This window comes from Xanthomonas sp. LMC-A-07, assembly GCF_030208825.1.
Lineage (GTDB): Bacteria > Pseudomonadota > Gammaproteobacteria > Xanthomonadales > Xanthomonadaceae > Xanthomonas > Xanthomonas campestris.
On sequence record NZ_JARVTF010000014.1, the window covers coordinates 26,648 to 48,752 of the forward strand.

Sequence of the window (22,105 nt, forward strand, 5' to 3'; positions counted from 1 at the left end):
CACACGTCGTTCGCATGCGAGTGCATAGCGGCCCATCAGCGTTAGCGGTCAACGCGCTTGCCGCTGCGCGCAACTTTTTGTCGAAAGACATACATGCTGCAGAAGTACGTGTCGCAGAAAAAAGCGCCGATCACTCGGCGCTTCGCATCATGACCATCGCCAGCACGCGATGCGTGCGTGGCGATGGCATGACTCCCCTACTCAAACTCGCTGGTTCACGCATCTTCCTCGACAGCGCCGGTGCGCTTGGGTGTCAGCTTGAGCAGACGGCCGGTGCTGCCGCTGGCCTCGTCTTCCAGCAGCCACAGCGCGCCATCTGGACCTTGCTCCACCTCGCGGATGCGCGCGCCCATGTCGTAACGGGCCAGTTCGCGCGGTTGTTCGTCCAGGGACACCTGCACCAACGCCATCGACGACAGCCCGCCGATGAAGCCATTGCCGCGCCATGCCGGGAACTGCTTGCCGCTGTAGATCACAAACCCCGCCGGCGAAATCACTGGCGTCCAGCTGATCTTGGGCGCAGCGAACTCCGGGCGCGTGTTGTGATCCGGGATGGGCGTGCCGTCGTAGTTGTCGCCGTTGGACACCACCGGGTAGCCGTAATTGGCGCCACGCTGGATCAGGTTGAGCTCATCACCACCGAGCGGGCCCATTTCGTGTTCCCACAGTTTGCCCTTGCTGTCGAACGCGATGCCCAGGATGTTGCGGTGGCCCAGCGACCACACCTGCGCGGCAACTCCACCTTGCGCAGCGAAGGGGTTGTCGGCAGGCACACTGCCGTCGTCGTTGAGACGAATCAATTTGCCCAGGTTGGCCTGCATGTCCTGCGCGGGCGTGAACTTCTGGCGTTCGCTGGAGCTGATCCACAGCTTGCCGTCCGGGCCGAAGGCAAGGCGATGACCGAAGTGGCCGTTGCCGGTCACCTTCGGGTCCTGCCGCCAGATCACCTTCAGGTCCGACAGGCTGCCGCCGCCGTTTGCGTCCAATGTCAGCTTGGCACGCGCCACGGCCGCGCCGCGCACGTCGCCCTCGCCAGGTTCGGCGTAGCTCACGTACACCAGCCCATTGCGGGCGAACCGCGGATGCGCCAGCACATCGCCGAAACCGCCCTGGCCGCCGTAAGCGACGGTGGGGATGCCGGTAATGGCGCGTTTGCGCTTTGTTTTCAGGTCCAGGCGCATCAACGCGCCACGCTTTTCGCTGACCAGCAGGCTGCCGTCGGGCAGGAACGTCATGGCCCACGGCTCATCGAAATCGGCCACGGTGGTGGCCTGGAACGGCCATTGCGCCTTGGGAATGGACGCTGCCGGCGCGGTGGCAGGTGCGGCAAATGCGGCGCCGGTGGCAAACAAGCTGGCCGTGCAGGCCAGGGCAAGCAGACGTCGAACTGACATGAGGTCCTCCAGGGGATGAGGCACGGTCACGTCGCAGCCCTCCCACAACGTGTCCCGCGTCGGGTTTTCAAGTACCTTACACGACGCCGTCCAGGCCGCCCTTGTCGTAGATCACCATCTGCGAGACCGCCGGGTCCCCTCTCGATGCTTCACCATGAAAAGGAGTTTCCATGGCTGTCACGCAGAAAACCTCGTTTGCCTTTGTCGCCGCATCGTGGGCCGCCTTGCTGCTCGGTGGCGGCGCCTATCTGGTCGGCCTGTGGAATGCCGAAATGCTGCTCAACGAAAAGGGCTATTACTTCACCCTGCTGTTGTTCGGCCTGTTCGCATCGGTATCGCTGCAAAAAAGTGTGCGCGACCGTGTCGATGGTATTCCGGTCACCGGGTTGTATTACGCCATCTGCTGGTTCTCGCTGATTGCAGCGCTGTTGTTGCTGACCATTGGCTTGTTCAACGCAACACTGCTGCTCAGCGAAAAAGGCTTCTATGCGATGGCCTACGCACTGAGCCTGTTTGGCGCGGTCGCGGTGCAGAAGAACACGCGTGATGCGATGGATGGCCCGGCGGGGTCAGTGCGCCGCGCCGTCCCGCCTGCGCTGGACTGACACTGCACCAGCTGGTACGTGTTAACGCGAAACGCCACCTCAACGGTGGCGTTCTGCGTTCTTGGCGTGGTCATCGCCACTGACAAACTCTGCAGCGCTTTCCCATGCGCGCCGCACGGCATGGCGGGCCTTGCTCCAGCTCAACGATGAAGACCCACGATTGGCATCCCAGTCACGATGCAGTTCGGCTTCCACCTGATCGTAGGCGCGTGCCATATCGCGCACGCGTGCTTCGTGGCCGGCAAGATACGCGGCTTCATAATCTTCGTAGCGATCGCCTTCGGCGTAATACGGCTCCTCGGTGAAACGCTCGCGCCAGTATTGCGAAACGTTCTGGTTGCGGCCTTCGTCCGGGGCACGGCCGGGAATCTGGTAGGGAACGTTCATGCGCGTCTCCGTCGTTCGAATGTGCGAAATACCCTAGGGCGGCGGTTGTTAACTGCATGGCACGCCGGGTGATGGGTAGATCAAACTGTGGTGCTCGTGGGTGTGTTGTCCAAGCTGAAGTGGTTTGCTCGGAGTATGCGATTGAGCCCGCATCGCATTTCCGCTGATGCTTCAGGTCGCCGCTGACGCGGCTTCATACGGCAACGGCGTTGCCCCTGCGCTCACCAGCGCGGTCTCCGCATTGTGGAGTTCCTGTTCTTCGGCATCGATCACCACCAGCACGCGACCGGCTTCGATCTCGTCTTCGAACTGGCGTCGCACCGGATCCGGCACGGTGGCGCCCACCAGCGCGGACGACCACGTGCCAACCAAAGCGCCCGCAAGGGCCATGACACCGGCGCCAGCGACAGTGAGCCCAATTGGCGGCACCGCGATGGCGACCAATCCTGCGACCAGGCCAGCGGCACCGCCGGTGGCAGCGCCGCGGGCGGCGGCGGGCAGGAAGTCGGTCTTGGCGTCCTTGCGTTCGTCGGGAACGCCTTCCACTTCGATATCCGAACGCGCAATCAGTGAGAGCGCATCGTTGTCGAGCCCCGCGCCGCGCGCGGCCTGCAGGACGCGTTGGGCACTGTCGACATTCGGTGTGCTGTAGACACGGCGCAGCTTCATCGCAACCTCCCGCAGGACTGTGCGTGGCAGCGTCATGCGCACGCAGTTAGTCGTGCGTGAGCGCTACGCGAGCGCGGCGCGAAGTGCTCAGGCGGGCTTACGCGGGAATAGGTAGAACACGCAGCCCACCAGCAAGGCCAGCCCGGCGGCGGCGAGGTTCTGCCAGCTGGCGCTCGCCAACAGGCCAAGCGACAACAGCAGGGCGGCGATGGGAATGAGCGGGCCACCGGGCAGGCGCAAGGCATCGGTGCGCGCGCGATAACGGCGTGCCAGCACGATCACCGCCGCCGCGGTGCCGATATAGGCAAACAGCCGCGTGACCATCGACAGCAGTGCCAGCTGCGTAAACGAGCCCGACAAGGCCAGCGCCAGCGAAAGCACGCCTTGCGTGAGCACGGCTGCCGCCGGGGTGTGGAAGCGCGGATGGACGCGCGCCAAAAAGGCCGGGCCGTAGCCGTCCTGGGCCAGTGCAAACAAAAACCGCGGGCCCAGCATCACCGTGTTGCTGGTGGTGCCCAGGATGGAGATGGTGGCGCCCACGGTGAGGATCAGCGCCAGGGCTTCGCCACCGAAACGGCTGGCGGCATCGGCCAGCGGCGTAGGCGATGCTGCCAGATTGGGCAGGGTGCCCTGCGCCACCACCTGCACGGCGGCGTAGATCAGGGTCACGGTGACGATCATGGTGATCAAGGCGAACGGCACGTCGCGGCGCGGGTTGCGGTACTCGCCTGCAGCGGCAGGGATGTTCTCAAAGCCGGCATAGGCGAACAGCAGCAGCAACGCGGCTTCGCCCAGGTTACCCAGGTCGCGCAGGTCTGGCGTGCTGCCGGCAAAGGCCCACGACCAATCCACGTAAAACAGGCCGATGGCCACGAACAACAGCAACGGCACCAGCTTGCCGATCACCAGCGCCACGCCGGTGCGTGCGGCTGACTTCACCCCGATCACGTTGATGGCGGTGAGCACGCCCAGCGAGCCCACCACCACGAGTAGACGTTCCCAGCCGTTGCTGCCAGCGGCCGGCCAGAAGCGCGCCACCGCATCGGCCAGCCCATTGCTCAGTGCCGCGGCCGAACTGATGCGTGTCAGCCAGATCATCCAGCCGATCTGGAAGCCGGTGAACGGGCCGAAGGCTTCGCGCGTATACAGATAGCTGCCGCCGGGCGTATCGAAATAACTGGCCGCCTGGGCGTAGCACAGCACCAGCAGCGCCACTGCCAGGCCGGCCAGCATCACCGCCCACAGGCTCATCGGCCCCAGCAGCGCGGCCGTGGCCGCGGGCAGCAGGTAAATGCCGCTGCCGATCACATCGTTGATCGACAAGCCCACGATTTGCCAGCGGCTGACCGCGCGCACCAGCGCGGGAGATTCATTGCCTTGGCTGCTCATGGTGTGGCCTGCGCCAGTGCCGGCAACTGCCAGCTGCGTTGCAGGCGCGCGTACTCGGCACGTGGCAACAGCACGAACAGCGGCGCATCCTCGGGCTTCAACCAGGCGAGCAAGCGTCGCATGTCTGCCGGCGCCATCGCGGTGCAGCCGGCAGTCGCATGGCCCGGGCTGCGCCACAGATGCGCGAAAATGCAGCTGCCGCGGCCGGGAATCGCCTGTGGGTTGTGTGCAATCACAAACCCTTCCTGGTAGCGCGCATCGCCGGGCTGGCGCAGATCCAGACGCATCGGTTCGGTCGAGCCGGCCACCGCGGCCTTGCCCACCTGGTCGGCATCGACGATGCGGTTGTACAGCGGCGAGCTGGGTACATCCATGCAGTAGTGGCTGGCCTGCATCGGCTGGTACGGCATGGCGCTATCGATCTGCGGCGCATAGCCGAACGCGGGGCCGATGGCGAAGATGCCGGCCGGGCTGCGGCCGTCGCCTTCCCGTTTTTGCGGGCCTTGCGTCTGGGCCGGGTGCAGGCCCTCGCCCCAGGCGCTGCCATGCTGGCCCAGCGCAACTGCAAACGCCGGTGCGGCCGGTTGCCAGCGGCCATCCACGCGGTGGAAGGCCTGCAGCCGCGCCTGGGTGCTGTCCCAGTCCGCCGTGGTCACCACGATCAGGGCGCGTGCCGCCTCCAGTGCCGGCACCGGGGCGGCGCTGCCTGGCGCGCTGCTGCTCAGCAGGACCGCCAGCACCACGAAGGATCGAAACAACACAGCGATGCGCATGCAGGCTCCAGTGATCACTGACCAGCGGTAGGCACCGCTGCAAAGGGGGCGGCGCGCACCGTATTGCCGTTCGGCACTGCACGCCTGATCGCTACTGTACCCAGCAACGCGCTCGCCTGCGCATCGGTGGATGCAACGCAGCGCTGCGCGGCATGTGCGCCGATCAGGGCAACAGCTCCAGCCCGCGGATGCGCCGGATGCCCAGGCCGGGCGCGTCGTCGATATGAATCTGCGCCTCATTGAAATGCACGCCGCCCTCGGTGGGGTCGAACTGCCCCAGCGCCGGCGCGTCCAGGTCGGCCAGGGTGATGCTGTCGGCCTTGGCCACCGCCAGATGCACCGCGGCGGCCACGCTGATGCTGGATTCGATCATGCAGCCGATCATGCACGGCATGCCGTACAGCGCAGCGATATCGGCAATGCGGATGGCCTGCGACAACCCACCGGTCTTCATCAACTTGATGTTGACGATGTCGGCCGCGCGGCGCTGGATGAGGTCGATCACCTGCGCCGGCGCGAACACGCTTTCGTCGGCCATTACCGGGGTGTCGATATGTGCGGTGACGAACGCCAGGCCATCGAGGTCGGCGGCCTTGACCGGCTGCTCCAGCAACTCCGGAGCGATGCCTGCATGCTCCAGCGCGCGCATGGTGCGCACCGCCTGTTTGGGCGTCCACCCCTGGTTGGCATCCAGCCGCAGCGACGCACGGCCCTGCACGGCAGCGTGAATCGCCTGCACACGGGCCAGGTCCGAATCGATGTCCTTGCCGACCTTGATCTTCAGCGCGCGGTAGCCACGCGCAAGCGCGTCGTGCACATCGGCCACCATCACCTCGATGGGATTGGCGCTGATGGTGATATCGGTGGTGATGCGCGGAGTGCCGCCGCCCAGCAGCTGATACAGCGGCGCATCGAACGCCTGCGCCCACAGATCGTACAGCGCGATTTCCACCGCGGCCTTGGCACTGCTGTTGCGCTCCAGCGCCTGCTGCACCAGCCCGCATAAGCGGTTGAGATCGGCCACGTCCTGACCGACCAGGCGCGGGCCGATGCAGTGCGTGATGGCAGCGATGATGCTGGCATGCGTCTCGCCGGTGATCAGCGCGGTGGCGGGCGCGGCGCCATAGCCGATGTGGCCGCCGTCGGTCTGGAGCAGCACCACCACATCCTCGATGGCCTGCACCGTGCGCACCGCGGTCTTGAACGGGGTTTTCAACGGCACGCGCAGCATGCCCAGGCGGAAACCGGTGATCTTCATGGCAAGGCCGTGGCTGCAACGCGTTGGATGCGGGTGATGTGGTCGATGAACGGGGTACCGTCGCCGGCGAGCAGCGGCAGCAGCGGCGTGACCGAGACACCGTTCAAGCGCGCGCGCTGCAGGGCGCCGGCGGCATCGCGGTAGCCCGCACCGGCCACGTCGTGGATCACCCACGGCGTGCCCTGCACATGCCCGATCACTAGCATTACGTGGCCGGGGATGTAGATCAGGTCGCCCACCTGTAGCCGCGCCAGCTGTTGTTGCCGTTGCGGCAAGGGAGCGCGTTGATCGAAGGGCACGCTGTGCAGCACCGGGCTGCGCGCCTGGTCGCCGGTATTGCGTGGCAGCGCAATGCCGAGGCTGCGATAGACATCCAGCACGAAGCCGCTGCAATCGCGTGCGGCGTAATCGTTGCCCCAGCCGTAGCGCTCACCCAGGAACTTGAACGCCTGGCGCAGCAGTGCTGCATCGCTGAGCGGCAACGCACCGACATGCACATCCGCACCACGCGGCACCAGCGCCGGCACCAGCTGCAGAGCACCGCGCGCATCGCGCTGTGGCAGTTCCACCACGTATGCGGCGAGCGGCAATTGCCCGTTGACCGGCGTCTGTGGCGGCCAGCGCGGCAGCAGCGGCAGGCTGGTGCCCATGTCCAGCGTCAGTGCGGAGACCGCCGGCAATTCCGGCGTGTAGGCGCTCTGCACGCGTGCGCCGGTTACCACCAGGCGCGGGCCGCGTTGTGCGTAGTCGAGCACCTGGGCGCGCGTGCCCACCGCCAGCTGATCATTGGCGACCCAGGCGGCGTAGTTTTCGGCCAGCACAAAGCGCCACACACCATCGGCACTGGTGTGCAGCACGGCGACCGGCGTGCCGGGGTAGAGCGCCGACTCCTGAAACCGGTCGATATCGCGGTCGTCGGGAGTGGTGAACACCCGCTGCGTGGTCGGGAAGGTGCGCAAGGCGGCGCGCTGCACCACCAGGGCATAGGCCGGCGTGATCCGCGCGGGTAACGTATCCAGCGCCAGCGATTGCCGCAACGCATCCAACTGCGCTGCACTCATCGTCTGGCCATCGGCACTGTAGAGCGTGCGCGTTGGCGTTGCCGACAGCGTCTGGATCCATGCGCGCACCTGCGCAGCCGTCAGCGTAGCGGGCAGGCGCGCCAGGTCGTGCATGGAGGCATCGTCACGCAACAGGCGTGCATTGAACGCGGCGATCTGCGTGCCAGGCATGCGCGGCGCGTTGGCCGTGTCGCTGCGTGCGATCCAGTAATCGGCCTGCAGCTGCGCTTCGTCCACGGCGAACGGTGCTTGCAGGGAAGGCGAGCTGTCCGCGCACGCCATACCGCTGGCGAGCATCACGACCAGGCAGAGCAACCACAAGCACAGAGGGCGCGACACGGGCATGGCAGGAGTTCTCGACGATGGCCGCGGCCGGCATGCTGCGAAGCGTTTAGTCTAGTCGCGTTGCGCTGTGCCCGCGCGGCGCTCACCCGCACGTGTGCCCAGGCCGGCGCGCGTCGCACCTGCCTGACCGGGCAGTCTTTGAAGGAGAACCGGATGCCCCCTCGTCCTCGCGCGTTGCACCTGTGGTCACGTGCCGCGCTGTGCGCGGCGGTGCTGCTGCTGGGCGCGTGCGCGCATGCGCCGCAGCGCAACCCGCTGGCCCAGTGGGTGCCGTCGCCAAACCAGGATGCGCGGCGCCCGATCCTGATCGTGCTGCATTTCACCGACCAGCACTCCGTGCAGCAGAGCCTGACCACCTTGCGCGGCCGCAACAGCGGCGGCCGGGTCAGTGCGCACTACCTGATTGGCGAGGATGGCCAGCGCTATCAACTGGTCGCCGACAGCGCACGCGCCTGGCATGGCGGGGCAGGGCGCTGGGGCACCATCACCGATATCAACTCGGCCTCGATCGGCATCGAGTTGGACAATGACGGACACGAGTCCTTTGCCCCGGCGCAGATCGACAGCCTGCTGGTGTTGCTGGAGGACCTGTGCACGCGCCTGCGCATCCCGCGCACCCAGATCGTTGGGCATGAAGATGTCGCGCCCACACGCAAGAACGACCCGGGCCCCCTGTTCCCGTGGAAGCGCCTGGCCGATGCCGGCTTCGGCCGCTGGCCGGCCGCCGACAGCCCCGCCGCGCCCGCCGGCTTCGACCCCTGGCAGGCACTGGCCCTGCTCGGCTACAGCCTGGACGACCCCGCCGCTACCCTGCAGGCCTTCCACCACCACTTCCGCGGCAATGACGCCAAGGTGCTGGACGCGGAAGATCTGCGCATCCTGTTTGCGTTGACGCGGCCGTTGACGGTACCGGCGACGGCGCTCGTTCCGGCAGCTGCGCCCGAGGCGAACTAGCGTCCACGGGTTCGCTCCGAGTCGCTGGATCGGCCGGCGATCGAAGGCAGAATGCCCGCGCGGGCCACATGGCAAAGGATGGCCCGCGGACTTCCTGCAGGCCCGGGTCGAAGCCAAGCACTTAATCCGCCCACGTCCGGTGGGCTGGCTTCCGAAATCTACTGGGTGTACTGCGCATTGTTGCTAGGATCGGCCCGCCAAAACCTGGAAGGATGTCGCGTGATGAGGCTCAGGAAGACACTGCTGTGGGCGGCGACCATGCTGATGCTTGGCGGCTGCTCGGAGAAGGCCAGCGATGCGGCGCCTGCGGGCACGCCGGCAGCGACAGCCACCGCTGCGCAGGCCGCACCGGCGCTGGCACCCGCAGTGCAGCCGCAACACGTTGCCGTGGAGGTGCCCACACCCGGCGAGGTGCTGAATGATGTTTACGGGATGAAGGGCGATGGCTCGGAGTCCTACACCATCGATAATGGCGCGACCGCCACCTTTTGGTATGGCTACCGCTTCGACCTCGGCGGCAAGCACTACTACACCGGGCTTGCCAATGCCGGGCCGGGCAAATACGGCAAATCCGAAGAGGAAGACATCCCCGATCCCAACGTCGGGGTGAGTATCAGCCAGGCTACTTATGTGCTGGACGAGACAGGCGGCAAGCCGACCTGGACGCTCTTCCACGCGCAGCAATGGGCGGGCGATTTTGGCGCAAACGAAAAAGCCGACCCGCTCGATGAGAAGCGCAAACCCCAGAGCACGCAGACAAAGGACGGCCATCTGCTGCTCGCAGTGCCGACCACACGGTTCGCCACCGGCGTCACCCTCTCAGGCTTTGCCATCTTTACGTTCGACCCGAACAAGAACGATCTGGGCGACTACAAGGGCTGGGTCTATCTGGGCACCGTGGTGACCGGCGACGACAACAGCGCAGCCTGTGACGACGAAGGCACGATGAAATGCGTCACCAGCACCGGCACGCTGAGCTTCGAGCCGGCCAAATCCGGCCCGATGCCTTCGCTGCGGGTGGTCATGCAGGGCACAACCGTTTCCGGCCCAGGCAAGATCCGCACCCTCGGCGCAAATGACGCAGTCACCTACACCTATGACGCGGTGAAGCAGGCATATACGCCGCTGCTGGAGCGCTAAAAATTTTGTTTAAGGTTTCCTTCTTATTGAACGTGTCCTTGAAGGACTATCACCGCAGCTGGAAATATAATGGGCACTGATTCACTGATCGTCTAGAACTCCCACCCCGATCCGTGCAAGCCAAAAGGATGAATTCCATCAATGGTCACCGTCAAAGTCCTTCGTCTTTCATGTCTGCTTGCGCTATGCGGGCTGGCTGCATGTAGTGGCGAATCTGCCACGCCAGCTCAATCAACCGCGTCTGCTTCACCGAACGGATCCAGTGCGCCAGCTTCCGCCTCACCTACCGACGATGTGGCATTTGCCGCTGATGCACAGCCTTCCAGTCCGCAAGCTACCCAGGCGCAGGCTGCGCCTGGGTCATCAAAACCAAAAGGAGATTCACCCTTGCTGCGACCTTCCTATGACGAATGCATTACTAACGCCGCAGGTGCGACCCCGGCAATGCTGGATTGCATCTCTGCTGAGCACGAGTACCAGGATGCCCGCCTGAATACGGTCTACAAGGCGCTGATTGCGAAGCTGGATGGCACAGAGCAGAGCAAGCTGCGCGATCAGCAGCGGCAATGGATCGCTGATCGCGATGAAAAGTGTTACTACGATCCCGATAGCGGGCAGGCGGGGCGCGTAGATGCTGCCGAATGCCGTCTCGACATGACGGCGAGTCGAGCAGCCGAGCTTGAAGCGCTTTGAATTCCGCGTTTCTCGTGACAACTGTAATTTGGTTATTAGATAAGGAGATGTGCGATGAGCAACAAGGACTGGGAGTTGGGTCAAACCTCTAAGCATTACGAAACCGGCGGGCGAGGCGCAAGTACAGTGTCGTCCGGTATCGATGATCCGGGCGGTGTTTCTTACGGCTCTTATCAGATGACGTCCCAGGTCAAGACAAAGGAAGGCAATGTCATCGTTGGAGGTACCGTTGCGGCATTCGTGAAGAACAGTAAATACACCGACGATTTTGCCGGTTTGACGCCTGGCTCTGCCGATTTCAGTGCCAAGTGGAAGGAGTTGGCTAGGACCGATATTTCTTTTCCGCAGGAGCAGCACGACTACATCAAGCGGACGCATTACGACAAACTGGTGGACCGACTGAGCGACAAAGGCGTGGATCTGTCCGACCGTGGTCCGGCTGTGCAGGATGCGCTGTGGAGCACTGCTGTGCAGTACGGTCCGGGAAGCGATAAAAAGCCCGGCGGATCTGGCGTTTTTTTGAAGGGGCTGGAAGAGAAGTTTGGTAAAGATTACGAGCTCTCCAAGCTTTCCGACAAGGACATCGTTAGTGCAGTGCAGGATTACAAAGCCGAGCACGTCAAGGGGCTTTTTCCTCGTGTTGAGAAGCAAAAAACGCTGGATTCCCTGAAGGATCGCGCTGAGAACGAGAAAGCGGATCTGATCAAACTGGCAGACCCGGATAGGACGGTTGCCAAGGCGAGCCAAGAGCCTGCAGCACATGACCGTTCTCAGCTGGAAAAGCACGGCGCCCATAGTGTAGATAAGGGCGATGGGGTCCTGAAGCGCAATGAGCAGGGCGCTCCAGTGAAGGAGTTGCAGGAAAAGCTCTCCAAGCTGGGATATCTGGATGCGAAGGATGCCATCGGCACATATGGTCCCAAAACCGAGGCTGCGGTAGAGAAGTTCCAGCAGGAAAATCGGTTGAAAGGCGTGGATGGCAAGGCTGGCCCGGAAACACTTGCATCTATCGACAGGAATGTGCGACGGCAAGAGGGAGTTGAGCAGCTGCGCCGCGATAACCCGCTATTCGATCAGGCCGTCAAGCAGCTGGAAAAACAAGGGCCGAACGGCGGTTTCCAGAATCGCGATGAGATGCAACGCGCCGCCGGCCAAGTGGCATTTGAAGCCAAGGTGAGTGGTATGTCGCGTATCGATGAGTTGGTGCCGAGTACCAATGGCAAGGGCTTGATTGCAGTGGAGCGAAACCCCAATAACCCGCTCGATGTGAATCGTGCCTACGTGGACAAGCAACAGGCCGCAGCGGTGCCGCTGGAGCAGAGCCAGCAACAGCTCACAGCGGAGACGCAGCGGCAAAGTCAGGACGCGCAGCAGCGCACACAGACCGCGCAGACACAGACGGGCCCAGCGCGCTGAGCAAGCTTATGCGGATGACGTTGTGACCTGTTGAGACAGCAGTCGCCAGTCCGGTGATCCACCGGGCTGGTGCTGCCCAAGTGTCGGCGTTGCTTGGATATCGTTCCGTGATCTCTGTTTCTGATTCGTAAGTCCAAAGTCCAGCAACAACTGATCCCACGTGGTCGGATCCGCATGGCAGTCCATGCGATCCGGCAAGCGTGTCTTTCTGACCATCTCCGCGTATCCCGCCCAGCGGGCCGATGTCCTATGCTTGGCGCATGCCACACCCATGCTTCAGCGCAGATAACACCTCGCAGACCGTCTGCACCTCGATGCGTGCTTGGCGGTGGTCGCTCGCACTAGCTGTTCTATGCGCAGCGTTCAATGTAGCGGCCACTCCCACGATTTCGCCAGCCACCACGGCTGCAGAAGCGGGGATGATCGATGTGCGCACCCTTGCGCCCAACATCGATGTCGACATGCGGTACGCCGGGCGCGACAACTTCACTGGCCGCGTGGTGCCGGGCTACGTGGCGCCGACCTGCTACCTGCTGCGACCGGCCGCCGAGGCGTTGGCAAGGGTGGCACGTGCGGTGAAGGCTGATGGCGATCGCCTGCAGGTCTTCGATTGCTATCGCCCGGTGCGTGCGGTGCAGGCGTTCGTCGCGTGGGCGCGTGATCTGCAGGCGCAGTCGACCAAGGCGCAGTACTACCCGCGCGTGGACAAGCGCGCGCTGCTGGGCGATTACATCGCCGAGACCTCCGGGCACAGCCGCGGGGCCACGCTCGATCTGGGGTTGCTGACTTGCAAGCAGGGAACCTGCGCACCGGTGGACATGGGCACGCCGTTCGATTTCTTCGACGCCCGGGCACATACCGACGCGCCCGACATCAGCGCAACCCAACGCGCACACCGCCAGCGCCTGCTGCGCGCAATGGCGGCGCAGGGCTTCGTCAACTACCCGATGGAATGGTGGCACTTCACCTTTCGTCCGGAAACCACGCCCGACACCGCCTACGACGTGCCGGTCAACTAAGGAACCTGCCATGTCCGATCCGGAACGCTTTGTCGATATCGCCTGCCCGTATTGCGGGGAATGGATCACCCTGGCGCTGGATCTGTCCGGCGGCGACCAGCATTACATCGAAGACTGCCAGGTCTGTTGCAAGCCCATGTCGGTGAGCGTGCAGTGGGGTGAGGAAGGCGAAGCGCAGGTCAGCGCACGTGGGCAGGACGACGCCTGAGCGCTAGGCGGCTTTGCGCAGGCCTGGCGAGCGAATAGTCCACCGCGTAACGATGTTGCGCCGCCGAACGAATGAGTGGATGAGGAGTTAGCCCACTTCGCTTCGCTTGCCGCACCGACGCTGCGGCAGCGGCCGCTGGCTGCACGATGCAGTGGCGCGCCAACCGCAGTGCCGTGCATGGTTGCCCCGCGCACTGCCGCTAGACTGGGGTGTCTCTCGCGCTGGAACGCCTTTTAATGAATTTACCTCTGCACTTCGGCCTGCTCGGATCGCTGGAAGCCGGCCTGATCGCCCTGGTGATCGGGGTATTGCTGTTTGCCGGGGTCGAGCACCTGGGCCGGCGTCTGCAGTTTACCCATGGGCACACCCTGGGCATCGCCTGCCTGCTGGCGGTGGCCATCGGCGCCGGCTACGACATGTGGCATCTGGTTTACACCAGCGTGGTGCGGCTCGAATCACCGCTGTATGCGCGCGTGGCATTGGCCAAGATCCACGACCCCAATGAACTGGGCTCGCGCGTGGTGCTCGAAGTAGCCGGTGCGATCGCCGGTGTAGTGCTGGGTTGGCGATTGTTCAGTTCCGCGACGTGGGACGATGACGCGCCTGCCGCGTAAAAGCGGCTATCAAAACGGGCCTCAAGTCTCAAATTCGCGCTGATTGAATGGGGCGCTTCTGTTTGGCTCACGCATGCCTAACAGCCGCCTAATCGCAAAGAATTGTTGGGTGGTTAAGAGGACGTTTTGCGGCAAATCAGGGCAGGTTGAACGTTCATTTGCGATGGGTAGGGTGGTGCCATGTGCGGCGACACCGTGCATTCCCAAGCCAAGGAGACCACCCAATGAAGACCCGTAACCGCACCTCGCTGATCGCTGCCACTGCCGCCCTTGCTGCCGCTCTGGCGCTGCCGGCCATGGCGCAGAGCACCTCCCAGGATGCTGCGCAGCCGGCGCAGACCGGTAGCTCGGCAACCAGCGCACAGCCGCAGTCTGGCGGTGGTCAGACCTGGGCCAGTGTGGACACCGATAGTGACGGCGCCATCAGCAAGCAGGAAGCGCAGGTCAACGCAGGTCTTGCGCAGATTTTCGATAGCGCGGACGGCAACACCGACGGCAAGCTGACCCCGGATGAGTACAAGGCCTTTGTCGCCAAGCAGAGTGGCGGCGCGACCGGTTCGCAGGGTCAGTAAGCTGCGACCCACAGCTGTAGCGTTCTTTCCAACCGACAGAAACATGTAGAACTCGACGCGATGTTTGCCCACTGACATGACGATGGAGGTGCGAAATCAGCCAACCACTGCATGAGCGCCGCGCGCGCTGAGAACATTGTTAGGATTCAACACACGGGAGCGGCCTGCCAGGGTTGCTCCCGTTCTGTTTACGTCTACCGGGTTAACGTGCGCTGCTTTCCTGTGCTTGGCGGTCATCTATGTCTGTGCGTCTCACGCTACTGATCGGCTTGTCGGCAACGGGCATGGTGTGGGCCGCCCCACCGGAACTGCCGCCTGTCACGCCTGCGCCCGCCCCGGCGGCGCCTGGATCGAACACGCAGACCATGGCGCCGCTGCCGGTCGACCCGCCAGCACCGGCCAGCACGCCGTTGTTGCCTGCTGCGCCTGCGGCCACATCTGGTGCAAAAGGCGGCGCAGAAGCGGCGCTGCCCAGTCAGGCCGGGACCTTGGGCCCGCGCAGTTTCCGCAGCCTGGATACCGATGCCGATGGCTCGCTGACCGCTGCGGAAGCCGGCGCGGACCCGGTGCTGCGCGAGAATTTCGCCCGGTTCGACAGCAATGGCGACGGCCGCCTGTCGCGGGACGAATTCGCCAGCTACCAGCCCGGTCCGGGCGACGCGGCAGGGGACTGAGGGGCGCGATTGAGATGCCGGTGCCGCCGCCAACAGGCGCGCTGCCGTGGCCAGCAATCAGCATCTTCCAACCGCGCGACGGTTGTTGCAGCCTGCGTTGGCGACGGCTCGCCACACGCTGCCAGCCACGCTGAACACGGCCATGCGCGCTGCTAGACTTGCCCGATGACTCCCATTGCACAGCGCGACGGCCAGGCGATCCAACTGGTCGGCTTCGACGGCGACGACACCCTCTGGAAGAGCGAGGATTATTACCGCACGGCCGAGGCGGACTTCGAGACCATCCTGTCCGGCTATCTGGACCTGGGCGACAGCCGCATGCAGCAGCATCTGCTGGCAGTGGAGCGGCGCAATCTCAAGATCTTCGGCTACGGAGCCAAGGGCATGACCTTGTCGATGATCGAAACCGCGATCGAGTTGACCGAGGCGCGCATCGAGGCACGCGACATCCAGCGCATCGTCGAGATCGGCCGCGCCACGCTGCAACACCCGGTGGAGGTCATTGCCGGCGTGCGCGAGGCGGTGGCTGCAATCGCCGCCGACTACGCGGTGGTGTTGATTACCAAGGGCGACCTGTTCCATCAGGAGCAGAAGATCGAACAGTCGGGCTTGAGCGATCTGTTTCCGCGCATCGAGGTGGTGTCCGAGAAGGATCCGCAGACCTATGCGCGCGTGCTTGGCGAATTCGATCTGCCTGCAGAGCGCTTTGTGATGATCGGCAATTCGCTGCGTTCGGATGTCGAGCCGGTGCTGGCGATCGGTGGCTGGGGCATCTACACACCCTATGCGGTGACCTGGGCACACGAGCAGGACCATGGCGTAGCAGCGGATGAGCCGCGCCTGCGCGAAGTGCCGGACCCATCCGGTTGGCCGGCCGCCGTGCGTGCGCTGGATGCGCTGGCGGGGCGCCAGCGGTAAGCTGAGCCGGCACTGCAGGGGCAGGACAATACGGCGCGTTCCACCGCACTGCAGTGGACAGGACGTTTTTTTGGAGCGGCGCGGCGCGCCACCGAGCGAGGAGGGAATCTGATGAAGGTGTTTTGTTTGCTGCAAGCGTCCACGGCGCGTGCCTTGGTGTTGGCGGTGCTGTGCTGTTCCTCGCCGTTGCTGGCAGCGGAGCTGGAGGAAGAGCGCGTCAACCCCAGCGAGGTGGTGTTCCGGCAAGGCCAGCCTTACTACGACGATGGCGGCACGTTCGTGCAGCTGCAGACGCGCCGCATCGATGGCGAACTGGTGTATGTGCGTAAGGTGCGGTTCGACCCTGAAAACGGCTATGTGGACGCGCAAGGCGACAGCGTGGCGCGTTTACAGCCACGGTCAGGTGCGCGCCACAATGCTGGCGATGACGGCGCGAGTCCCTGGACACGTGGCGGCTACGGCGATGGCTACGGCTACGGCGCGATCCGGCTCGGTGCCAGCCGCAACCGCCCCTACGGGCAGATGTACTACGGCAACGGGCTGTACGGCCCCGACCCGTACAGCAGCCCGCACAACCGCGATGCGCGCCAGCGGTATGTCGGCCCGGGTTACATCGGGTCCTGCGATCTCAGCGGCTGCCGTGAAGTGCACTACTACGGCGTGTACGACCTGCGCTGATGCGCCACCAGCCTGACAGCCGCACAGGCTTGCGGCATCATCTGCGCATGCCTGTGTTGCGCGCCCTGCCGCTTCGAACCGTGCCGCTGTTGCTGGCGCTGCTGCTATTGCCTGTATGGGCTGCGGCGCAGAGTGCATCAGCGCCAGCAGCGCCTGCGTCGGCCGATGCCGCGACGGGACAGGAAACCGCGCCGGCAGTGATGCCGGGCACCGGCGACGCCTGGGTAGACCAGCATCTGGCCGATATGGGTAGCTACGCGCAGCGTTATCCGGACAGTTTCATGGACGAGGTAGCGCGCTACGCCGGTGTACGCCGCGGCTATGTGCAGGCGCTGCTGCAGGTGCACGGCTGGCATGCGGGGGACATCTATTTCGCGTGTTTCTGGGCGCAGACGGTGCAGCTGTCCTGCCGCGACACCGTGCGCGCCTTCAGCCGCGACCATCACGACGGCTGGCAGGGTGTGATCACGCGGCTGTCGGTGGCGCCAGACACGGCGCACCTGCGTGCGTTGCGCCACGCGATCGTGGCCAGCTACGACCGCTGGGAGCGGCCGATCACGCTGGACGCGCTGCTGCGCCGCCAACTGGGTGACCATACCCAGCGCCTGGAAGCGGCGCGCGAGGCCAGCGAGGCGGCCGAAGCAGCGGTACAGGCCGGGTTGTAGCGCGGTAGCTGTCGCGCGGCAGCGCGATGGTGCAGGCATAACGGGCGCTGCGATGGTCTTGCCGATGACCGCGGCACGGCGCAATGACGCGACACCGCCCAGCATGGCGCGCGAGTACGCCGAACGGCGTCTGGTAGCGCTGCTGTCTGCCCGCCAACACGCGATGCCGATGCTGCCGTGCAGCTGGCCGCCAGCCGGCAGGGTCGGCGAGAATGGGGCAACGTCGGCAGTGGCCGGCACTGCCAAGACTGTCCCATGCGCGAGACCGTGTTTGTTTCCCCTGACCAGATCCGCAGCCTGTTTGCGCAGGCCATGTCAGACATGTATCGCGCCGAGGTGCCGCTGTATGGCGACCTGATGACCCTGGTGGCCGACGTCAACGCGCAGACCCTGCAGGCCGATCCGGCACTGGCGGCGCGGCTGCAACGCAACGACGAGCGCGCGCGGCTGGATCTGGAGCGGCATGGTGCGATCCGGGTCGGCACGGCACAGGAGCTGGCCACGTTGCGGCGGCTGTTTGCGGTGATGGGCATGCACCCGGTGGGCTATTACGACCTCTCTGTTGCGGGCGTGCCGGTGCACTCCACCGCCTTCCGCCCGATCGACGATGCGGCGTTGTCGGCCAATCCGTTCCGCGTGTTCACCTCGCTGCTGCGCCTGGAGCTGATCGAAGATCCGGCGCTGCGCGCGCAGGCGGCGGAGATCCTGGCGCAACGCCAGATCTTCACCGCCGAGGCGCTGGCACTGATCGAGCAGCACGAGCGTGCCGGCGGCCTGGATACGACACAGGCGCAGCAGTTCGTGGCACAGGCGATGGAAACCTTCCGTTGGCACGGCGATGCAACGGTGACGTTGCCGACCTACCGCGCGTTGAGCCAGGCGCACAAGCTGATTGCCGACGTGGTGAGTTTCCACGGCCCGCATATCAATCACCTCACGCCGCGCACGCTGGATATCGATGCGGCGCAGGCGCAGATGCAGCGCGCCGGCATCGAGGCCAAGGCGGTCATCGAAGGCCCGCCACGCCGGCGCGTGCCGATCCTGCTGCGGCAGACCAGCTTCAAGGCGCTGGAAGAGCCGGTGCGCTTCCTGGGCGAAACGGGCCAGGCCGAGCAGGGCACGCATACCGCGCGCTTCGGCGAGATCGAGCAGCGCGGGCTTGCACTCACACCCAAGGGCCGCGCGCTGTACGACGCGTTGCTGGCGCAGGCGCGCGAGACCGAGGGTGCGGGCAGTACCGGCAGCGATTACGCCACCGTGCTGCAGACCGCGTTCGTTGCGTTCCCCGATGATGAAGCGGTGCTGCGCCAGGAAGGCCTGGGGTATTTCCGTTACGCGCTCACCGAGGCCGGCCGCGCCGACCCGGCGCAGGTTGCCGCGATGCCGGCCGAAACCGCGATCGCGCTGGGATTGGTGCGCGCCGATCCAATCATCTACGAAGACTTCCTGCCGGTGAGCGCGGCGGGCATCTTTCAATCCAATCTGGGCGGCGCCGAGCAGCGCGCCTATGCCGCGCACGCCAGCAAGAGCACCTTCGAACGCGAACTGGGCGCGCCGGTGCATGACGAGTTTGCGCTGTATGCGCAGCTGGAGCGCGACTCGTTGCGGGCCTTGCTGGTGTAGCCAGACGGCGGCGTTGGTATCGCGTGCCGCGCCGCATTGGGGCTGCGGTACGCGCACCGAAACCATCTAATCGTTCGGCGCAAGCCAGCACGTAAAACGACAACGCGCGCCTTACGCAGGCAATCCGGTGCAGGCATCCGCGCGGGCCAGCAGGAATGTCTTGTCGCGTGCGTTGCCGGCCAGCGTGGCGGCGTGCAGGAAGTCAGCGCGTGCTTCGTCAAACCGGCCGAGCTTGTAGAGCAGGTCGCCGCGAACGCTGGGCAGCAGATGGTAGTGACGCAGCGTGTTGTCCTGCTGCAACGCCTCCACCAGCACCAACCCTGCCGCCGGGCCCTCGGCCATGGCGATGGCCACGGCGCGATTGAGTGCAATCACCGGTGATGGAACGCGCTGCGCCAGCCGTGTGTACAGCGCGGCGATGCGCGACCAGTCGGTGTCCTGCGCCTGCGCGGCGGTGGCGTGGCAGGCGGCGATGGCAGCCTGCAACGCGTAACTGCTCTCGCCACCTCCCAACTGCTGCGCGCGGGCCAGCGCGGCCAGGCCGAGCTGGATCAGCGGTTGATGCCAGCGGCTGCGGTCCTGCTCCAGCAATAACACCGGTGCGCCGCTGGCATCGCTGCGCGCAGCGCTACGTGAGGCCTGCAATGCCATCAGGGCGCGCAATGCATGTACCTCGGCGGCAGTGGGCATCTGCTCGGCAAGCACGCCGATCAGACTCAGCGCTTCGTGGCAGAGCGCAGGCCGCTGTGCATCGTCGCCGTCGCTGGCCGCGTAGCCTTCGTTGAAGATCAGGTACAGCACCTCCAGCACCGAGGCCAGCCGTGCATGCCGCTCGCTCCCGCGCGGCACTTCGAACGGCACCTGCTTGTCGCTGAGTGTGCGTTTGGCCCGCACGATGCGCTGGGCGATGGTGGCTTCCGGTACCAAAAACGCGCGTGCGATCGCGTCGGTGCTCAAACCGCCGAGCAGGCGCAGGGTCAGTGCGACACGCGCATCGGTCCCCAGCGCCGGGTGGCAGGCCACGAACATCAAACGCAGTTGGTCATCGCCCAGGTCATCGTCGGGATCGACGACCTGCGCGGCACTGGCGGCTTGCTGTTCGCGCTCGATCTCGAAGCTCAGCGCATCGTGCTTGCGCCGCTGCAACTGATAGTGGCGCAGGCGGTCGATGGCGCGGTGCTTGGCGGTGGTCATCAGCCACGCGGCCGGGTTGTCGGGAATGCCGTTGCGCGGCCAATGCTCCAGTGCGGCGACCAGCGCATCCTGCGCCAGTTCTTCGGCCAGCCCGACGTCGCGGAGCTGGCGTGCCAACGCACCGATGATGCGTGAGGCCTCGCGGCGCCACAGGGTGTCCAGCAGTGCGGAAATGTCGGTCGCAGCCATGGGCACCGATCAGAGCATTCCCGCGTGCCGCCAGCAAGACGCGCCGCAGCGCGCCTGCATGGCTCAGCCCGGTTCGCAGAGGTTGTGCAAGACATCTGCATCGCCGCAGCGTGCGAACGTGCGCTGTGTCTGCCAGCGATGCTGCAGCAGCGTTTCTGCAGGCGGCGTGGTGTGCACGGCGACACGTGACGGTGTGCACTGGGCGCTCCAGATCGCCCTGCTGCACGCGGTGCACGGCTGCTGCGTCATCCGTGCCATCGGCGCAAGACACTGCACCGTGGCGACTGCGCACATACCCCGCGACATCAAACAGTCCTCGCACACGTTACAGGGCAGCAGGCGCAGCCCCATCGCGTGGAAGAACGCGATGGCGAGCGGCAGTGACACGATATGTGCATCCATCGCGCGCTGTGGGTGCATGGGCAGCTCCTGTGAGCGAGCGCAACGTTTGGGGTCAACTCTGCTGGTAGCGCCCGTTGACCAGCCACTGGATCCCGAACCGGTCAATGCACATGCCAAAGCGCTCGGCCCAGAAGGTTTCCTCCATAGGCATACCGATCTGGCCGCCCTCGGCCAGCGCCGCGAACACGCGCTCTGCCTCGGCGTTGTCATCGAAGTTCAGGGCGACCGCGATGTTGGAGCCGCCCGGCGCGTGCTGGCCGGGCGGCATGTCCGAGCCCATCAGCAGTGGCGCTTCGCCTGCGGCGAGCGTGACGTGCATGACCTGGTCCGGTGCCGCGGCGCTCACGTCGGCGCAGCCGTCATCGCGGGTGTTTTCCGGCATCTGTGCGTAGGTCATCAGCATCAACTCGCCACCGAGGACGCGTTGGTAATGGGCGAAAGCCTCACGGCAATGGCCGTTGAAATTGAGATAGGGCGTGACGTGCATGGGGTGGTCTCCTGGGTGCGGGGATCAGTGGGCGAGTTGTTGGCGCAGCGCGTCTTCCAGGGCGCGTGCCTCGGCAGTAAATGCAGTGCCGAAGTCCTCGGCCTCGAAGACCGGGCGCAATTCGATCTCGATCGGCGCGTTGTCGGGATTGGGCATGCGTTTCAACCACGCCACGGCGTCGTCCAGTGAGTTCACCTGCAGCAGCCAGAAGCCGGCGATCAATTCGCCGGTGGCTGCAAACGGGCCGGAGGTGACACGGCTGCCGTGCGCATCTAGCTGCAGGCGCAGCCCGCGCGCGCTGGGGTGCAGCCCCTCACCGCCGAGCAGGACGCCGGCGTCGAGCAGTTCCTGGTTGAACGCACCCATCGCGGTAAGCTGGCGCTCGCTGGGCAGAATGCCGGCTTCGGATTCGGGGCTTGCCTTGATGATGGCCATGCAGCGCATGCGGATCTCCTTCGTGGTGTCGGGCGGATGACCGCTCACTGCGGCCATTGCAGACACGACGAACCAGCACGCGGCAGATCGACACGCGTGTGCGGAGATTTTTCAGTTGCATCCGCTCAAGCGGGCGCGAACGGTCCGCACGCCCCGCCACGCCGGCCCGCGTGGGCCAACGTGGTCACAGCGCCGCAGCTTAGAGCAGCTATCAAAACTACTGCGCAGCCGCCGGGCGGGCGCGGCCGGTGCTCGGAATCGGCATGTACCCAGGTACATTCCGGTTCCTCCGCGCGCCGTCCGCACCCACCTGACGACTGCTCGCTACGTTTTGTTAGCCGCT

At 65.0% G+C, this 22,105-nt stretch carries 24 protein-coding genes and 1 other RNA gene; 15 read left to right on the top strand and 10 right to left on the bottom strand.

Annotation, left to right across the window (positions count from 1 at the left end):
* Positions 1–215 precede the first annotated feature (215 nt).
* The gene (locus QRM89_RS15235; RefSeq protein ID WP_014506333.1) at positions 216–1,394 is read right to left on the bottom strand and encodes a PQQ-dependent sugar dehydrogenase; all 1,179 of its coding nucleotides are present in this window, start codon (positions 1,392–1,394) and stop codon (positions 216–218) included.
* 170 nt (positions 1,395–1,564) lie between these two features.
* Here QRM89_RS15235 and yiaA point away from each other — a divergent pair, with 170 nt between their 5' ends.
* Positions 1,565–1,999: an inner membrane protein YiaA gene (gene yiaA, locus QRM89_RS15240; RefSeq protein ID WP_012439434.1), complete on the top strand. Its 435-nt coding sequence runs from the start codon at positions 1,565–1,567 to the stop codon at positions 1,997–1,999.
* Positions 2,000–2,038: 39 nt separating this feature from the next.
* Here the strand turns inward: yiaA and QRM89_RS15245 are convergent, their stop codons facing one another.
* The 6 genes from QRM89_RS15245 to QRM89_RS15270 form a co-directional block, all read right to left on the bottom strand.
* On the bottom strand, positions 2,039–2,386 hold the full coding sequence (locus QRM89_RS15245; RefSeq protein ID WP_014506334.1) for a hypothetical protein: 348 nt from the start codon (positions 2,384–2,386) through the stop codon (positions 2,039–2,041).
* A 171-nt stretch (positions 2,387–2,557) separates the two neighbouring features.
* Complete coding sequence (locus QRM89_RS15250; RefSeq protein WP_076036578.1) at positions 2,558–3,055, bottom strand: hypothetical protein; 498 nt, start codon at positions 3,053–3,055, stop codon at positions 2,558–2,560.
* Between the two features lie 87 nt (positions 3,056–3,142).
* A complete protein-coding gene (locus tag QRM89_RS15255; protein WP_285448390.1) occupies positions 3,143–4,444 on the bottom strand; it encodes an APC family permease in 1,302 nt (433 codons plus the stop codon).
* On the bottom strand, positions 4,441–5,217 hold the full coding sequence (locus QRM89_RS15260; RefSeq protein WP_285448391.1) for a L,D-transpeptidase family protein: 777 nt from the start codon (positions 5,215–5,217) through the stop codon (positions 4,441–4,443). Before QRM89_RS15260 ends, QRM89_RS15255 begins: the two co-directional genes overlap by 4 nt.
* A gap of 163 nt (positions 5,218–5,380) precedes the next feature.
* The gene (locus tag QRM89_RS15265; RefSeq protein ID WP_285448392.1) at positions 5,381–6,475 is read right to left on the bottom strand and encodes a dipeptide epimerase; all 1,095 of its coding nucleotides are present in this window, start codon (positions 6,473–6,475) and stop codon (positions 5,381–5,383) included.
* On the bottom strand, positions 6,472–7,881 hold the full coding sequence (locus QRM89_RS15270) for an SH3 domain-containing protein (RefSeq protein ID WP_285448393.1): 1,410 nt from the start codon (positions 7,879–7,881) through the stop codon (positions 6,472–6,474). Before QRM89_RS15270 ends, QRM89_RS15265 begins: the two co-directional genes overlap by 4 nt.
* Before the next feature lie 153 nt (positions 7,882–8,034).
* On the opposite strand from QRM89_RS15270, the gene QRM89_RS15275 reads away from it, so the two are divergent.
* The 13 genes from QRM89_RS15275 to QRM89_RS15335 all read left to right on the top strand — a co-directional run bounded on the left by QRM89_RS15275 (position 8,035) and on the right by QRM89_RS15335 (position 19,055).
* Positions 8,035–8,835, top strand: coding sequence for an N-acetylmuramoyl-L-alanine amidase (locus tag QRM89_RS15275; RefSeq protein ID WP_273675758.1), 801 nt, complete (start codon positions 8,035–8,037; stop codon positions 8,833–8,835).
* 222 nt (positions 8,836–9,057) lie between these two features.
* Positions 9,058–9,975: a hypothetical protein gene (locus tag QRM89_RS15280; protein ID WP_285448500.1), complete on the top strand. Its 918-nt coding sequence runs from the start codon at positions 9,058–9,060 to the stop codon at positions 9,973–9,975.
* Positions 9,976–10,362: 387 nt separating this feature from the next.
* Positions 10,363–10,668, top strand: coding sequence for a lysozyme inhibitor LprI family protein (locus tag QRM89_RS15285; protein ID WP_228427246.1), 306 nt, complete (start codon positions 10,363–10,365; stop codon positions 10,666–10,668).
* Between the two features lie 54 nt (positions 10,669–10,722).
* Positions 10,723–12,084 carry a peptidoglycan-binding domain-containing protein gene (locus QRM89_RS15290; RefSeq protein WP_285448394.1) on the top strand — a complete coding sequence of 454 codons (1,362 nt, stop codon included), beginning with the start codon at positions 10,723–10,725 and terminating at the stop codon, positions 12,082–12,084.
* A 314-nt stretch (positions 12,085–12,398) separates the two neighbouring features.
* Positions 12,399–13,103, top strand: a complete 705-nt coding sequence (locus QRM89_RS15295; RefSeq protein WP_285448395.1) for a M15 family metallopeptidase — start codon at positions 12,399–12,401, stop codon at positions 13,101–13,103.
* A 10-nt stretch (positions 13,104–13,113) separates the two neighbouring features.
* A complete protein-coding gene (locus QRM89_RS15300; protein WP_285448396.1) occupies positions 13,114–13,311 on the top strand; it encodes a CPXCG motif-containing cysteine-rich protein in 198 nt (65 codons plus the stop codon).
* Positions 13,312–13,547: 236 nt separating this feature from the next.
* Positions 13,548–13,925 (top strand): hypothetical protein, encoded by a 378-nt coding sequence (locus QRM89_RS15305; protein ID WP_011038880.1) that lies wholly within the window; start codon positions 13,548–13,550, stop codon positions 13,923–13,925.
* 224 nt (positions 13,926–14,149) lie between these two features.
* A complete protein-coding gene (locus QRM89_RS15310) occupies positions 14,150–14,497 on the top strand; it encodes a hypothetical protein (RefSeq protein WP_103700430.1) in 348 nt (115 codons plus the stop codon).
* 239 nt (positions 14,498–14,736) lie between these two features.
* Positions 14,737–15,171 (top strand): EF-hand domain-containing protein, encoded by a 435-nt coding sequence (locus QRM89_RS15315; protein ID WP_285448397.1) that lies wholly within the window; start codon positions 14,737–14,739, stop codon positions 15,169–15,171.
* Between the two features lie 165 nt (positions 15,172–15,336).
* Positions 15,337–16,089 carry an HAD family hydrolase gene (locus QRM89_RS15320; RefSeq protein ID WP_285448398.1) on the top strand — a complete coding sequence of 251 codons (753 nt, stop codon included), beginning with the start codon at positions 15,337–15,339 and terminating at the stop codon, positions 16,087–16,089.
* Between the two features lie 111 nt (positions 16,090–16,200).
* A complete protein-coding gene (locus QRM89_RS15325; protein WP_285448399.1) occupies positions 16,201–16,767 on the top strand; it encodes a hypothetical protein in 567 nt (188 codons plus the stop codon).
* A complete protein-coding gene (locus tag QRM89_RS15330; protein ID WP_223647362.1) occupies positions 16,767–17,432 on the top strand; it encodes a hypothetical protein in 666 nt (221 codons plus the stop codon). The genes QRM89_RS15325 and QRM89_RS15330 overlap by 1 nt, the downstream gene beginning before the upstream one ends.
* Before the next feature lie 255 nt (positions 17,433–17,687).
* Positions 17,688–19,055 carry a VOC family protein gene (locus QRM89_RS15335; RefSeq protein WP_285448400.1) on the top strand — a complete coding sequence of 456 codons (1,368 nt, stop codon included), beginning with the start codon at positions 17,688–17,690 and terminating at the stop codon, positions 19,053–19,055.
* Positions 19,056–19,166: 111 nt separating this feature from the next.
* Here QRM89_RS15335 and QRM89_RS15340 read toward each other — a convergent pair whose 3' ends face one another.
* From QRM89_RS15340 to QRM89_RS15350, 3 genes are all read right to left on the bottom strand, one after another.
* On the bottom strand, positions 19,167–20,438 hold the full coding sequence (locus tag QRM89_RS15340; RefSeq protein WP_115003750.1) for a sigma-70 family RNA polymerase sigma factor: 1,272 nt from the start codon (positions 20,436–20,438) through the stop codon (positions 19,167–19,169).
* Between the two features lie 454 nt (positions 20,439–20,892).
* Entirely contained in the window at positions 20,893–21,327 is a 435-nt protein-coding gene (locus QRM89_RS15345; protein ID WP_228433518.1) for a VOC family protein, read from the bottom strand.
* A gap of 24 nt (positions 21,328–21,351) precedes the next feature.
* Positions 21,352–21,771: a YciI family protein gene (locus tag QRM89_RS15350; protein WP_220375804.1), complete on the bottom strand. Its 420-nt coding sequence runs from the start codon at positions 21,769–21,771 to the stop codon at positions 21,352–21,354.
* Between the two features lie 254 nt (positions 21,772–22,025).
* On the opposite strand from QRM89_RS15350, the gene QRM89_RS15355 reads away from it, so the two are divergent.
* A non-coding RNA gene (locus QRM89_RS15355) (sX9 sRNA) lies at positions 22,026–22,102 on the top strand.
* Positions 22,103–22,105 lie beyond the last annotated feature (3 nt).